Origin of the sequence: Levilactobacillus sp. HBUAS70063 (genome assembly GCF_038374745.1) — a bacterium.
Classification (GTDB): domain Bacteria; phylum Bacillota; class Bacilli; order Lactobacillales; family Lactobacillaceae; genus Levilactobacillus.
In genome coordinates this window covers 208840-223919 of the sequence record NZ_JBANSM010000005.1, presented here as the reverse complement: position 1 = coordinate 223919, position 15080 = coordinate 208840, and the positions used below count along the sequence as shown (strand labels likewise).

Here is a 15080-nt window from a genome sequence, read left to right as displayed (position 1 = left end):
ATAGGATTTGCGCGACCGTCGCTAGCTTACTTCAACCGATAGCCATCGCTCGCCCGGTCGTACGTCAGCGTGACGCTGCTGTCCGGCAAATCTAGCGTGATGGTTTGGTAAGCGGACGCGAAGCCGTGGTGTAAGAGTTTAACACCCACTTGTCCGTCCCGCACGGTGATGGCGTAACGGTTGAATTCGCCGTTCTGGTAGTCGAAGTCCAGGCCGTTGTCTTGGTAGTGCTCGTAGGTGCCGGCATTGCCGAAGAGCTTAAAGGTCATGGTCGTATCGGGTTCCTCGCTAATGTGGTCGACCGCGGGGCCCCAAGGCAGGATGGTGCCGGCCTTGATGAACAGCGGCAGCTTATCCAACGGTGCGTCGACGACGATGTCCTGTTGGCCGTTGTATTCACGGTTATTCCAGAAATCAATCCACTTACCGGCCGGCAGGTAGACGAGCCGCTTGGTCAGGGACTTCTGGACGATTGGCGCTACCAACACGTCATCGCCAACCATGTATTCATCGTTGAGGTCGCGAACGCGTGGGTCATCGTCGTAGTTTAGAACCAGTGGCCGCATGACCGGCAACCCATTTTGACTCTCCTGCGCGAACAAGTCGTACAGATAGGGGATAAATCGGTAGCGGAGCTTGAGGTATTTCCGATAAATCGACAAGGTCGGCTCACCGAAGGCCCATGGTTCTTGCCGCCGGGTGCCCATGGCCGCGTGGTTCCGGAGCAGGGGGCTAAAAATGGCGGCTTCGATCCAGCGCGTCAGTAATTCCGCGTTGGAATCGGAGGCAAACCCACCGATGTCCGTGCCGACAAAGCTAAAGCCACTGAGTCCCAGATTGCACAGTTGTGGGATCATCATTTGAATGTGTGGCCAGATGCTCCGGTTATCACCGGTCCAGACGGTCGAATACTTCTGCGTACCGGCGTAGGCGGCCCGGGTAATCACGTACGGCCGGCGCCCCTGTTGCTGCTTGAGCCCCTCGTAGGTGGCCTTGGCCATGTTGTGCCCATAAACGTTGTGCATCTTGGTATGGGTGGAGGGGGTGTCCTGATCGCTGAAGACCACGTCGTCGGGGATTTCTCCCTCGAAGGTGGCGGGTTCATTCATGTCGTTCCAGACCCCACCGACGCCCATGTCCGTGAGAAATTGGTTGTTCTTAGCCCACCACTTGCGGACCTCTGGGCGACCAAAGTCTGGGAAGGCGGAATCACCGGGCCAAACCTTGTTGATGTAGACCTTGCCGTCTGGCGTCTTCACGAAGTAGTTGTGCTTCACGCCATCCGCGTAAGTCTGGTAGTCGGGGTCCTTCTTGACGCCGGGATCGATGATGGGGATGACTTTGATGCCGCGTTGCTTTAATTTAGCCACGAAGGCCTTCGGATTGCCGTTAAACTTGGCTTTGTCCCAGGTGAAGACCCGGTAGCCGTCCATGTAGTCCACGTCGAAGTGAATCGCGTCGCAGGGGAGGTCGTATTTCTTCAAATTATCTGCGATGCCTTGGACCTCGGCCTGGCTAGCACTGTAGCCCCAGCGGGATTGTTGGTAACCCAGCGTCCACTTCTGCGGCAACGGCACGCGGCCGGTCAGGTAGGTGTAGCCCGTAACCACGTCCTTGAGGCTTTGCCCGCCGATGATGTAGTAGTCCAGGTTGCCCTGAACGGCGGAGTAGAAGTAGTAGTGGGGATCTTCCTTCCCCATATCGAAGTGACTCTTGTAGGTGTTGTCGAAGAATAGACCGTACGGATGGCCATTCTTCAAGCCCAGCATAACAGGGATCGACTTGTAGAGGTTGGGGAAATTCTCCAATTGCGGCGCCGGATTATCCACGTTCCAGTTGTCGTATTCGAAGCCGCGTTTATCGAGGTAGCCGGTCTTGTCACCCAGACCGTAGAGCTGTTCGTCGGGGGCGAGGGCCTTGATGACCTCGTAGTAGCCCGTGTCGGACTTGACGGTAGACTTGGTGACGCTATGGCCCTCGGCTTCGACCAGTCGTTCGTGAACTTTGTCGATACCCTTATCCAGCAATTGCCGTTCGCCACGGTAGTCCGTGACCAAGGCGTGACCCGCGGCATCGTAGGTGTCCACGTGGCGGTCAGCATCTAATTTCAGCGTCAAAGCACGGGTCTTTAATTCGTAGTGATCGCCAACATCGGTGAGAATGTAGTCGGTGGGCTGTTCCTTATTGCCTTCGATGGCGTAGGACTGGCCGTTATCGCCGCGATTTTCAAAGACCCGCACAATAGTCGAGGTCAACACGGTTAGCTGCAGGGGATGCTGCGGGTAATCGAAGGTAACCGTTTGTTTATTTTGCGTATAAGTTGGTAATGTCATAGAAATTCTCTCCTCAGTAAGCTAAAACTAGTGAACATCTTCGGACAAATCCTTTTGGGGCTTATCCTGCTTCAGGACGCTGATGGTCGCAACGGCAATCAGCATGGAAATCCCAGCGACCAGCATCATCCCGGGCATGGACTTGCCGACCATCCGGAAGACCAGGAAGCTGGCGACGGACGCGATGATTTGTGGCAAGCAGATGGTTCCGTTGAAAATGCCGATGTAGGAGCCTTCGTTGGACCCATTTAACGATGAAGTGAAGATGTTAAAGGGTTCGACGTGAATGGTGAAGAAGCCAATCCCGATTAAGCAGAAGGGCAGGATCAGTAAGTATTGGTTGTGAATGAAGAAGACCCAGATTAAGCCGATGGCAAAGCAGGTAATCCCGAAGCGGTACCAGAACTTCCGCTTGAAAGGATTCGTGTGCGACAGAACCAGGAAGCCGTAGAGTACGGCGGCCATGGATTGAATGAACGTCAGAATCCCGTACCAGTTACCGGCGGCTTGATACCCGGCGGAGGTGGCATTCGTGGTGTTCCAGACGTTTTGGGCAATGGCCCCGGTCGTGTAGGTCCACATGTATTGAATCCCAATCCAGGCAAACATCTGGACTAGTGCGACTTCCCACAAGGCTTTAGGCGCTTCCTTAATGAGTTGCCAGATGGACTTGTGGTTCTTGTGGGCTTGCGGATCAATCTGGTGGTAGTTGGCGTAGGTTTCGGGGTCGTATTCCTTAACGGAGTGGATGGTATAAGCCGAAATCCCCAATAGAATGGCGGCACCGATGTAGAAGGCCAACCGTACGGACAGCGGTACCACGCCTTTCTTGGCGGTGTTGGCGACACCGAAGTAGGTTAAGACGAATGGCAAAAGCGTTGCCAGCACACCGCCGAGGTTACTGAAGGCCTGTTGCCAGGACCACGCTTTATCCTTTTGATTTTCGTTGACCATATCGCCAATGATCATCCGGAACGGCTGCATGCAGACGTTACTGGACAGGTCCATGAATAGAATGGCGATGGCGCCGAAGAGCAAGGCGGCTAGTGACGCATAGCCGAAGCCAAATGACCCGGCGTTGGGTAACAGGACCATGACCAGTGCGGCGATCGGGGCACTGAACAACAGGTACGGCATCCGCCGGCCAAAGCGTGGTGACCAGGTCCGGTCGGAGTATTTTCCGACCAAGGGCTGGACGATTAAGCCGGCGAGTGGGGGCAGAATGAAGAAGAGCCCCAGGTTAGTGGGGTCGGCCCCGATGGTCTGAAAGATTCGACTCATCTGTGACGATTGTAGTGAGAAGGCCATGTTAACCCCGCAAAAACCAAACGTAATCGCGAAAATGGTCTTCAATGGTAAGTTCGGCAGGGAATTGGAAATCCGTGCCGTTTTCTTAGTGGCAGTTCCGGTCGGTTGGGCGACCCCCGCTGCGTGCGCTGTTGGTTGATTCATGGTGTGCATCCCCTTGATATAGTTTAAACCTAATTTCCTTCAACGCCTATAGCCTATCACTTTACGTAAACGTTTACAATGCCTAATTGACGGTGAAGTAAACGTTTACTTTATTTGCTGGGAAATTGACCCGAATAAGGCTATAATTGAGGCAACGATTCATTAGCCGTATCTCCAAGGGCAATCGGGACCGCTTAAAGCTGTGGTCCCAAGCCGAGCAGCCTTAGCGTTCGCCGGTCAAATGCCCGGAGACCAGAAATTAGAGGAAGTCAGGTGGAAGTCGTGACCAAACCAACCATTAAAGATATTGCGGCCCAATCAGGGGTGTCGATTGCCACCGTTTCGCGGGTGTTGGGCAATAAGACGGGGTCGTATAGTCAGAAGACCCAAAAGAAAGTTTTGAAAATTGCTAAGGAATTGGGCTACCGGAAGAATTCGGCGGCCGTGGATCTCGTCAGGAAACGGACCGACGTGATCGCTTTAATCATTAACGCCACGCCCACGAACTTCTCTACGCAGATTATCGACGGTATTCAGCAGCGCGCCGGCGAATTGGGACAGGGCGTGATGATTCTCTACGCCGGCAACCGAGACCATGCGCTTCAGCATCAAGCCATCATCACGGCGCTGGAACGGTCGGTCACGGGAATTTTACTGGCGGCGATTGAGCCGGACGAAAAAGACCTGACGTTGTTGAAGGACTCGCGAATTCCGTTTTGTTTCGTGTCACTCTATCTGGGGACGCGAGACATTCTGGCCGTCAGCTCGGACAACCGGGATCTGGCCTACCAGGCGACCCAGTACCTGATTGACCACGGACACACGCAGATTAGCCTAGCCGGTATCGACGGCTACCACACGGGAAGTCAGCGACAGGCGGGCTACCGCGAGGCCATGGCGGCTAACCAGTTGCGCGCACCGGCCGTTTTGCCCGGTGACTATAGCTATGCGTCCGGCACGAGCCTGCTACAAGCGGTTCGCGACCAAGGCGTTACGGCCGTGATTGCGGCCAGTGACATGGTGGCGGCGGGCTTACTGACGGCGGCCCATCAGCAGGGCGTTCGGGTGCCCGCGGACCTGTCCATTATGAGCATCGATGGGACCATCATTTGCCAAATCACCACGCCCGCGCTGACCAGCATGACGCAGGACTTCTACCAAATAGGAAGTCAGAGCGTCAACAAGGTGTTGGGACAACCGGCCGCGGATTTTGTGCCGGTGACCGTGACGGAGCGGGACAGTGTGGCAACCCTAACGCGTTGATTGGCCATGCTTTAGGTGAAATTGGTCAATCGCTTGAAAAAATATTTATACAGAAAAATGGGTGGTGGCGTTTCCACCGCGCAAAATAAAAAACGTGAGGTCACCTCGCAGTGTGGCCTCACATTTTTCAGATAGTTAAGCGTTAGTCTTCATCATCGTCATCGTCTTCTTCGTCCAGACCGTCGCGGGCGTCGTTGCCCAGTACAGCCTGGAGTTCACGAATGATATGGTTGTTTGTGCCCCGCAACGTGGTTAAGAAGCTGGCTAAGGCTGGGCGTTCTTCCTTTTCGGCGAGCTTGATGGCCCGGTCGATGAAGAGGTTGTGGGTATCTGCGTCGTGAACCAGCTCACTGACTTGTTCTTCGGCGGTCAGATACTTCTTGGCGCCACTTTCCTGTAGCATGTTGTAGTCGTGGAATTCCTTAGTCGTGGTGGAAACAATCTCGCCTTCATCCAACAGGAGTTCGCCGAGGGCATCGAATTGTTGCCGGTAGGTGGCGATGTAATCGCTGAGTAATTGCCGGACGCTCAGGGATAACGGGCCCTTGACTGACCAGCGAACTTGGTGGAACTTCACAATTGAGATGTGCAGGTTGGCCAGGATATGGTTGGTCATGGCACCGGCCGTGGGGACGTGATGGTCGTGGTCGGTTTGGGCTTGTTCAGCGGCGTAACGGTCTTCAACAGACATTGTGGTTGTGGTCATGGGGTAACTTCCTTTCGTATTTGGGGGATTAGAGGGCCTTAACTTTAGAACTCTTGACAACGTAACCGAGGTCAGTGACCGTGTCGGCTAGGCTTTCAGCGGTGACTTGGCTGTCATCGAATTCGGCCTTAATCTTGCTGGCGTTGAAGAGAACCTTGACGTTTTGTACGCCATCTTTCTTGCTCAGCGCGCCTTCAATCTTGGTCATGCAGGACGGGCAGGTCAGTGCATCTAACTTCATCGTTACTTTACTCATATCAAAAACCTCCTAAGTGGTTTACTTAACGTTACGATTTCAACGGATAGCGGGCTATCCGGGACTAAATCAACGGCGGTGACGTTGCTAATGAACGCTTGCCTTGATTACATAACTTAGTATACGGGCAGGCGGTCGAGAAAAACTTGACTCAAATCAAGTTGACGAATCTTTTTTGAAATATACATAAAATGAATAAACTTCAAGAACAAAAGCGCGAATTAATAGAGACTAGCGAGCGTTGTGGTTTTCTTTCCCTAAGAAATATGCGACAATGAAAAGCAGAATTTAAACAAGCGAGGGACATTAAATGTGGAAAAGTAACAAGGAAGTCAGTCTGGTGGGGATTCTGTCGGCCACCCTCCTGCTTAACGCCGCCGCAGCGTGTATGTGGCCGTTAACGACTGTCTATATGCATAACGAGTTACATCAAACGCTGACGCTGGCGGGAATTGCCCTATTGGGGATGTCTCTGTGTATGATTTTGGGAAATTGGCTGGGCGGCTGGCTCTTCGATAATTGGTCGCCGTTTAAATCAGCCGTCGTGGGAACGTTGTGTTCCTTTATCCCCATGCTGATTCTGATCTTCTTCCACGGCTGGCCGATCTTTGGCATCATGCTCCTGTTCATCGGCCTGGGCGACGGGATCGTTATGACCGTGGTCAATTCGTTTGCGGCCAATGTGACGTCCATCAGTAGTCGCAAGGTCTTTAATTATTTATATATCGGTATGAACTTGGGGGTCGTCGGCACGCTGATGGTCGGCTACCTGATGGATCACGGGGTCCAGCTGGTCTTTATCGCCGCTAGCATCTGCTACACGGCCCTGTTGCTGATTATTCTAGCGGACTTCCGCATGAAAATTACCACCAAGACGCAGCATCATCAGCACAAGGCGGCCAAACCCGCTCAGTTCAATCTGATCTGGCTGATTGCGGTGATGGTCTTTTGCCTCTACATGAGCTACACGCTGTGGGAAAGCGTGATTTCCGTGCACATGACCAATCTCGGAATTTCCTTTGAACACTACAGTCTGTTGTGGACGCTGAACGGTCTGATGATTGTGTTTGGCCAGCCGATTGCTAACCGACTGGGCGAATACTTCAAGATGAGTTCGCAGATTGCGGTGGGCTCACTAATCTTTATCCTGTCGTTTCTGATTCTTGTCTTTGCCAAGACCTACGCGATGTTTGTCCTGACCATGGTGATCCTCACGATTGGTGAAATGATTGGTTTCCCGGGCATTCCGGCGTGGATTGACAAGCTGGCCGGCGATAACGATAAGGGGAAGTTCCAGGGCATCTACAACATGGCCATTTCGTTCGGTCGGGCGATTGGGCCGTTGTACGGCGGCCTGCTGATCGAATACGGGAGTTATCGGGACCTCTTCGGCTCGGTCACGTTGTTGATGCTGTTGGCCTTAGCCGCCGTGATGATTCGGAATCGGGTCAACCAGGCACGGTTAAAATAATAGGACGTGTCATGAGTAACTTCTTCAGCGGAGTTGCTCTTTTTTCGTGCAATTTTATCAGGGGATTAACTGATAATCGGGTGGGTGTATCGGTATTGATTTGACGGGATTGTGACCGCTTTTATAAACACTGTAATAGCGGATTTGGCCATTTCGAATGTAAGTGATTGCTTCTCTCCCAAACTAGCGTAACATGCTAGAAAAAGGGGAGGTTGTGTGATGTTAATCGACTTTACGTTGACCAATTTTCGATCGTATAAGGCTACCGCGACGCTGTCATTAGAGAGTGGCGGTGGCGTGCGCCAGTGGCAACATGAAAACACCGTACCCGTGACGGCTGACCTAAGCGTGCTCAAATGTGCGGCCATTTTTGGCGCCAATGGTGCGGGTAAGAGTGCCGTTTTGGCCGGGTTAGAACGCATGCGACGGATGGTGACGGCACCGACCGAACAGATCACAGACCGCCTTCCGTACGAACCGTTTCAATTTGATCACGAGTCGATAAGGCACCAAACGACTTTTATGGTGAACTTTGATCGCGAGGGTCATCAGTACCGGTATGTCTTTAGCTACACGGCCACCCGTATCGTGGATGAAGTGCTCAGCGTCGCGGTCGGAGATGATTACGATGTCCTCTTCGCCCGGGAGAAGGGTGTGATGACGGTAATTCCCGAGGGCCTGGCCACGGCGGCGCAGCGGGTGCGGCCCAACGCCTTGATGCTCTACGCGTTTCAGAATTGGAACTATCAGCCGGCCATCACCGTATTCGAATGGTTTAGCCAAGATTTGGTCATCTTAAACGATCATCCGACGGGCACCGGCCTCGATGACGAGTGGGTCCATAGCCAACTGACGCAATTCTTGCGGGCCGTGGGTAGTGAGGTTGCCGGTCTCACGCAACGGAAGGTGGCCATTCAATTTTTGGATGGGTCGGCCTTTACGCGCCCCGATCTGTACTTGGTTTACGAAAAGTATGACGAGGAGGGAGCGGTCACTGGTCGTGAGGAGCTACCTTTGAACAGCGCGTCAACGGGGATGCGCCAGCTAGTCGCCTTGGGATTGGCCCTGATTACGGCCCAGCACGCCGCTCATCCGCAGACTATCCTGACCGATGAACGATTGGCCGCGATTCATCCGACGGCCTTAGCCGCCCTGTTAACCCTGTTTAATTCGGTGGCCAATACGAGCCAGATTGTCATGACGACCAACCAGTCCATGCTGATGAGTCAGCATTTGCGGGTGGATCAGGTGTATCTGGCTGAAAAAAACTATCGTGGCGAAAGTCAATTGGTTTCCCTATTTGACCTGGCGGACGTGCCCACGACCGGCTGGTTAGAGGACTACTTAGCCGGAAATTTCGGCGCGATGCCCCGGGTGGATGCGCACGACCTGTTGGTGGCGTTTGATCCGAGTTTGTGAGTAAATAGTGAGCGGACGTTTGTGAAAATTAAAAAGGCCGCCTCAGCAGGTAACTGAGACGACCCTAGTAAAGCATTGCTTAACGTTTTTGTAGAAACCCCTGATACTCCAGAGCCTGATTTAGCTTGGCCCGTTGTTGCGGGTCGCGTGCTAGTTCGGTCGCGATGTGGTGGGAGAAGGTCTCTGGCCGCTGGTGACTGTCGCGGGCCTGATAGTAGTCGTTAATGACTTGATTATAGGCGGCTAAGGTCGGGTCGTCTGCGGTGATGGACTGATAGTCGTTGGTGAAGTGAATCAGCGATTGTGGCATCCGGGGCTTCTGTTCGGGCGCCTCGGCGGGATGACCGACGGCAAGTCCGAAGACCGGGAACGTTAGCTCGGGAAGGTGGAAGAGGTCAATCAGCTGGGGAACGTCGTTGAGCACACTGCCCATGATGGTGCTACCCAGGCCGAGACTCTCGCCGGCCACGACCATGGCTTCCACGGCGATGCTAGCGTCGAAGATTCCGGCGAGTAGCTTGTCGGTGCTGTGTAGATTTGCTACGGCGGTTGGCGTGGCCGTGATCAATTGGGCGTTACGATACTGGTCGGCCAGAAATAGGAAGAAGTGGCCGGACTTTTCCAGCCAGGTGTGCCCGGTAATCTGGGCTAAGACCGCCAACTTTTGGGGGTCGGTCACGCTGATGATGCTATATTGCTGGGAAAAGGTACTGGTCGGGGTGTGTTGTGCGGCATCCACCAGGGTGGTGATTTCGGCCGCGGTTAATTTTTCATCGGTAAAGTGGCGAATGCTCCGGTGGTTCAGCAACGTCTTCAACGTCGGATTAGTCATGGCTGATCACTTCCTTTTGGCGCGTTACCAGGGCGTCATAGACCCGTTGTTCATCGCGCGGCACACCGCGTAGTTCGTAGTTGGCAATGAATGGCGCGTTGAACTTCTCGGCATAGCGCTTGGCGGTCAGACAATATTGTTCGTTAAAGTTACGGTTACCGCTACCGACCACGCCGATTAAGTGCTGGGCGTTGTCGCCGTAGTCGATGTATTCGCCCAAGACGTTGGTCATCAGTTCCTTGACGCCGTTGTCGATCCCGTTACCGCCATCGAGGTACGTGGGCACAAAGCAGAAATAAGGTGTCGTTTCGGCCGTGAAGTCGCTGGCTTCGCTAATTTCTGTAGCGGCAATTTCGGGAGCAGCGGCGTTTTCGGCGTGTCGCTTAGCGGCGTAGGCCGTCAGATGTTCCACGAAGTTGCGGGTGTTCCCCTCGATGGAAATAAATAAGATACGTAATGGTTGCATGGATTGTCCCTCCAATTTCGGTTGTTAACTTACCTTTAGTGTACTCGAATTTTAGCCGGAATGCTCCTAAAGTTTGCCGGCCATTTTGGATAGGTTGTCCGGTCGGCTTGTCAAAGGTGAAGCGATATGCTATCCTAGTCGTACTTTAAGAAAGAACGAGGTATTCAGCCGATGCGTAACTAATCACTCTCAAATGTTTGTCAGCTTCACCACCATTAAGGGGTGGAGTGGGCCTGCAATTGGGATTGATGGTTACGCCGACTGACTTGCCAAGTGCAATCAATGGGCGCCATTTCCGTGTGGGAAATGCGGCCACTTTTTTATTTGCCAGCCATCGATCCCTGCTTTCAAAAGGGGGACGACTCTGTGATCCAACTGAACTTAACACATCTTACGAAAATCGTCGCGGGGGAACCGCTATTTACACTCAATCAACTGACCGCACATGCCGGGGAACGCATCGGAATTATCGGCGCCAATGGCACGGGCAAGACCACGTTGGCCCACATCATTGCCGGGACGGATACGGACTTTACCGGCCAACGAACGGTTACGGCGCCCGTCACGTTGGTGCCCCAGATTGCGCCGACGAACGGTCGCTCCGGGGGACAAAGCATGCTGGACCGCGTGCGGCGGGCCCTGGCGCAACGTCCCGAGATTTTAATTCTCGACGAGCCCTCGGCCAACCTGGATGACGAGCACCAGCGCTGGCTGATTGGGCAACTCCAACATTTCAACGGGTTACTGCTGGTCATCTCGCATGACCGGGAGCTGTTGACGGCCGTGACCACGCAGATCTGGTCGTTGGCCGACCGCGTCTACACGACGTACAACGGCAACTTCGCGGACTTTATCACCCTACGCGATCAGGAGAAACGTAACGACTTGGACCGTTACCAACAGGAACAGCGCGAACGGCGGGCTCTCCGACAGGCCATTCAAGCGCGCCACGAAAAGGCAGACCGCATCCGCAAGGGCAGTCGCCACATGAGCGAGGCCGAGCGGGCGAACTCCAAGAGTATGCGGGAACAAAACGCCGGAAAGATGGAGCGGGGCGCCCGGGCGCTCAAGGACCGGATGAATCGGCAAAAGGTTGCGGGTAAACCGCGCGAGGTCGCGCCCCTTAAATTGGTGGCGACCGACCTGCCACCGGTGACCGGGAAATACGTCATTAATGTGACGGACGTTCATCTACGGCGGGGCAAGCATGATCTACTAGACCACGTGCAGTTGCGGATCAAGCCGGGCGAGCGCGTGGCCTTGGCGGGACCCAACGGCAGTGGAAAATCAACCCTGATTGCGGCCATTTTGGCGCAACGTCCGGGAATTCGCTTGGCGCCCAGCGCGCGGGTGGGTTATTTCCACCAAGACATGACGACGTTACCGACCGACCAGACGGTTTGGCAGGTGATGCGACGTGTAACGGCGCTGGACGATAATCGGACGCGCCAGTTGATGGGGGCGTTTGGTCTCAAGGCCGGGTTCTACGACCGCTTGATTGGCGAATTGAGTGGCGGTGAACGGGTGAAGGTCCAGTTGCTCGCCATTCTGGTGAGCGCTAGCAATCTATTGGTGCTGGATGAACCCACGAACTATCTGGATTTGCCGGCTCTTCAAGCGCTCGAAGACTTTCTAGTCGGCTACCCGGGCACGGTCCTCTTCGTGGCCCACGACCAGGCCTTTCGTCAGCGGGTCGCCACGCGTGTGCTGACGTTAAGCGACCATCGCTTGGTCGATCCGCAACGCGCGGCCCAGGGTGTGCCGGCCACCGATCTGCCCCGGTTACAGTTTGAATACGACCAATTGATGCAGGCGCCGGAGCTGGATACCCAACGATTGCGGGAGATTCGGGACCAGATTGCCGCGCTAAAATCGGCGCCAAACTAATGAATCGGTAAGAATTTAGTCATGAAAACGATTACCTCTAATTTTTTGATAATTTTTGCTTACGAAGACTGTTTTTTTCTGGTAGAGTAATCCATTGTGTTTGAAATGAAAGCGAGTGTGAAAACAAAATGGATTCTGTACAAAGTAGCCAAACTAATGTGGCTAAAAAAGCTCGAGTACAAGTTGCTCACCCAATGCTAGCCATGATGGGGATGCTAATCGGGGGCTTTGTCGGGATGTTCTCAGAAACGTCCCTAAATATTGCTTTACCACAATTAATGGCGCAATTAGGTGTCACGACCGCCACCGTTCAGTGGTTGGTCACCGGATACATGTTAATGGTGGGGATTGTCCTCCCGTTATCCAGTATCATTACGAAATGGTTCACCACGCGACAGGTCATCCTGTTTGCGTTGATTGACTTTATGGTCGGGGCCATTATCTCGGCCATCGCACCGGGCTTCGGCGTGTTACTCTTCGGGCGGATGATTCAAGGGATTGCCACCGGGTTAATTCTGCCGCTGATGTTTACCGTGGCCATGCAAATTTTCCCACCCTACAAGTTAGGGGCGGCCATGGGGATGGTCGGACTGGTCATCATGTTCGCCCCCGCCGTTGGGCCAACCTTAGCCGGAATCGTGCTGGGGGTTGCTTCCTGGCGGTGGATCTTCTGGCTGTTCGTGCCATTCTTATTGATTGCCTTTATCTTTGCCGTGACGTCATTGAAGAACATTGCGGAAGTCTCCCGTCCGAAGGTCGACTTCCTCTCCATTCTCTTGTCGACGGTTGGTTTCGGGAGTTTGGTGCTCGGCGTTAGCTTGGCCAGTGATCGCGGCTGGGGTTCAGCGGTCGTCATCAGTGCCTTGATCGTTGGGATTATCGTGTTGGCTTGGTACACCCATCGTCAATTAACGATGGACAAGCCAATCTTGAACCTGCGGGCCTTTGCCATCCCGGGCTTCCGGATTGGGGCCAGCCTGGTCATGATTAACTTTGGGATTATTCTCTCCGCCATGTACCTCTTACCGATGTACATTCAAAAGGGATTGCTGGTGCCCGTCGCCTTGACCGGGATCATCATGTTCCCCGGTGGGGTAATGAACGCCGTGGTTTCCGCCGTTTCCGGCCGGATGTATGACCACGTGGGTGCACAAATGCCCGCCCGGATTGGGTTCATTATCTCGATGATTGGGGCCTTGATGTTGGCCTTCACCACCACGCAGAGTGCGGTATGGTACGTCATCCTAGCCCACGTCATCTTGATGATTGGGGCGCCACTGGCGATGTCACCGTCACAAACGTACGGGTTAAACTCCCTGACCGGGCCAATTGCGGCCGATGGGAGTGCCATCATGAACACCTTACAACAGATTGTTGGGGCGATTGCCACGGCGATTGCGACCAGCCTGTTGGGGATTGGTCAAGCGGCCTACATGGCTTCTGGCGCCAATCACGCGGCGGGTGCCTTCGTTAATGGGGCCCACTACGGTTTCTTCTTCACCTTTGCTTTGGCCGTGGTCGGCTTCTTACTGGCCCTGCGGATTCCTAAGGCGAACCGGTAATTGTTTCATGTGAAACAGTCAAATTAAGTGTAAATGAAATGGGTCGCTAATCCTCGGTGGATTGGCGGCCCATTTTTAGTAGGCAATCATTAAGCTAACTGGTCCTTGCGCCGAAATACGCGGAAGACCATGACGATACAGTAAGCCAGAGCCAAGCCCCAAGCCAGCGGATTAGCGTAAGCAATGGCGGTAAAGCCGAAACCGGCGATGGATAACCAACCGGCCGCGGTCCGCCCAATTAATTCACCCATACCGGAGAAGATGGCGTAGAAGCTATGGCCCCAGCCCTGTAAGGTGTTGCGAAAGATCATCAGAATCCCGTGAACCGGGAAGTAACAGCTGATAATGATGATGTAGTAGTTGGCCTCGCGAACGATATCGGCGTGTCCCGGGCCAATGATGGCGGTCACCAGTGGCGTCTTTGCCAGATTGATGATGAGAAAGGCGGCCGCAGAATAGATGACCTGAATCCAGACCCCATCGATGATGCCGCGCTTCATCCGGCCCCGTTGCTTGGCCCCAAAGTTTTGGGCCTGATAGGTTGCCATGGCGGCCCCCACGCTTTCCATCGGCAGGGTGAAGAGCTGACGAATCTTCTCGGCGGCGGATTGGGCGGCGATGATGTTGGTTCCCAATAGGTTGATGGCGTCCTGCATGACGATGGCCCCGATGGCGGAAACCGAGTATTCGAAGCCCATTGGTAGGCCGATCAGATTCATCTTCTTGATGCGTTTCCAATTGAGGGCCCAATCCCGGCGTGTCAGGCCGAGGCGGAACTTCGGAAAGACGGTCAGGTTGAGCAGGCCGCCGATGAATTCACTAATGACCGTGGCGATGGCGGCCCCGGCGATACCCCAGTGGAAGACCAGAATGAAGAGTAGGTCGAGCCCCACGTTGATGACCAGCGAGGCGATCAGAAAGTATAGCGGATGCACCGCGTCCCCAAAGGAGCGAAGCGCGTCGGCCGAGTAGTTAAAGAGAATGTTGGCCGGAATCCCCAGAAATGAAATGGCCGTGAAGATGATGGTCAGATGGAGAATCCGGTTGGGTGTATGTAGGGCCGTCAGTAAGGTGGGAGTCAACGCGACCATCAGCGGCGTCAAGATCACCGCTAAGGCCACGCAGAGCCACACCGCATTGGTTAGGTATTGGCGGACGGCCGCGTGATTTTCCTCCCCCACACTGTGCGAGAGGGGGATGCTAAAGCCAATGCAGGTTCCCTGAACAAAGCCCATGATCAGGAAGCTCAGGGGATAGTAGGCCCCGATTGCGGCCACGGCATCCACGCCGATGAGGCGACCGACAATCAGGGTATCGATGAAGTTGTAGAGTTGTTGAAAGAGGGAGCCGCCGATTAGGGGCAGGGAAAAGAGAATAATCTGCTTAAGGGGTCGGCCTTCGGTTAATTTCAGGGGTGCCATGTGAGTCCTCCT

At 54.2% G+C, this 15080-nt stretch carries 12 protein-coding genes; 5 read left to right on the top strand and 7 right to left on the bottom strand.

The window, feature by feature from the left end; all coding sequences use genetic code 11:
- Positions 1–26 precede the first annotated feature (26 nt).
- Together V8I28_RS09510 and V8I28_RS09505 are read right to left on the bottom strand one after the other, a co-directional pair.
- Positions 27–2333: a glycoside hydrolase family 31 protein gene (locus V8I28_RS09510; protein WP_341779890.1), complete on the bottom strand. Its 2307-nt coding sequence runs from the start codon at positions 2331–2333 to the stop codon at positions 27–29.
- 27 nt (positions 2334–2360) lie between these two features.
- Positions 2361–3785, bottom strand: coding sequence for an SLC45 family MFS transporter (locus V8I28_RS09505; RefSeq protein ID WP_341779889.1), 1425 nt, complete (start codon positions 3783–3785; stop codon positions 2361–2363).
- A 282-nt stretch (positions 3786–4067) separates the two neighbouring features.
- Between V8I28_RS09505 and V8I28_RS09500 the strand changes: the two genes are divergently transcribed.
- The gene (locus tag V8I28_RS09500) at positions 4068–5048 is read left to right on the top strand and encodes a LacI family DNA-binding transcriptional regulator (RefSeq protein ID WP_341779888.1); all 981 of its coding nucleotides are present in this window, start codon (positions 4068–4070) and stop codon (positions 5046–5048) included.
- 142 nt (positions 5049–5190) lie between these two features.
- Here the strand turns inward: V8I28_RS09500 and V8I28_RS09495 are convergent, their stop codons facing one another.
- Entirely contained in the window at positions 5191–5754 is a 564-nt protein-coding gene (locus V8I28_RS09495; RefSeq protein ID WP_341779887.1) for a Dps family protein, read from the bottom strand.
- 28 nt (positions 5755–5782) lie between these two features.
- Entirely contained in the window at positions 5783–6010 is a 228-nt protein-coding gene (locus tag V8I28_RS09490; RefSeq protein ID WP_341779886.1) for a heavy-metal-associated domain-containing protein, read from the bottom strand.
- A 310-nt stretch (positions 6011–6320) separates the two neighbouring features.
- Between V8I28_RS09490 and V8I28_RS09485 the strand changes: the two genes are divergently transcribed.
- Both V8I28_RS09485 and V8I28_RS09480 read left to right on the top strand, forming a co-directional pair.
- Positions 6321–7481: an MDR family MFS transporter gene (locus tag V8I28_RS09485; protein WP_341779885.1), complete on the top strand. Its 1161-nt coding sequence runs from the start codon at positions 6321–6323 to the stop codon at positions 7479–7481.
- Between the two features lie 219 nt (positions 7482–7700).
- On the top strand, positions 7701–8900 hold the full coding sequence (locus V8I28_RS09480) for an AAA family ATPase (RefSeq protein ID WP_341779883.1): 1200 nt from the start codon (positions 7701–7703) through the stop codon (positions 8898–8900).
- Between the two features lie 79 nt (positions 8901–8979).
- On the opposite strand, the gene V8I28_RS09475 is transcribed toward V8I28_RS09480, so the two are convergent.
- Complete coding sequence (locus V8I28_RS09475) at positions 8980–9732, bottom strand: NADPH-dependent oxidoreductase (RefSeq protein ID WP_341779881.1); 753 nt, start codon at positions 9730–9732, stop codon at positions 8980–8982.
- Complete coding sequence (gene nrdI, locus V8I28_RS09470) at positions 9725–10198, bottom strand: class Ib ribonucleoside-diphosphate reductase assembly flavoprotein NrdI (protein WP_341779880.1); 474 nt, start codon at positions 10196–10198, stop codon at positions 9725–9727. Before nrdI ends, V8I28_RS09475 begins: the two co-directional genes overlap by 8 nt.
- 366 nt (positions 10199–10564) lie before the next feature.
- On the opposite strand from nrdI, the gene V8I28_RS09465 reads away from it, so the two are divergent.
- A complete protein-coding gene (locus V8I28_RS09465) occupies positions 10565–12085 on the top strand; it encodes an ABC-F family ATP-binding cassette domain-containing protein (RefSeq protein ID WP_341779879.1) in 1521 nt (506 codons plus the stop codon).
- Positions 12086–12213: 128 nt separating this feature from the next.
- A complete protein-coding gene (locus tag V8I28_RS09460; protein WP_341779878.1) occupies positions 12214–13647 on the top strand; it encodes a DHA2 family efflux MFS transporter permease subunit in 1434 nt (477 codons plus the stop codon).
- A gap of 89 nt (positions 13648–13736) precedes the next feature.
- Here V8I28_RS09460 and V8I28_RS09455 read toward each other — a convergent pair whose 3' ends face one another.
- Entirely contained in the window at positions 13737–15068 is a 1332-nt protein-coding gene (locus V8I28_RS09455; RefSeq protein ID WP_341779877.1) for an MATE family efflux transporter, read from the bottom strand.
- Positions 15069–15080 lie beyond the last annotated feature (12 nt).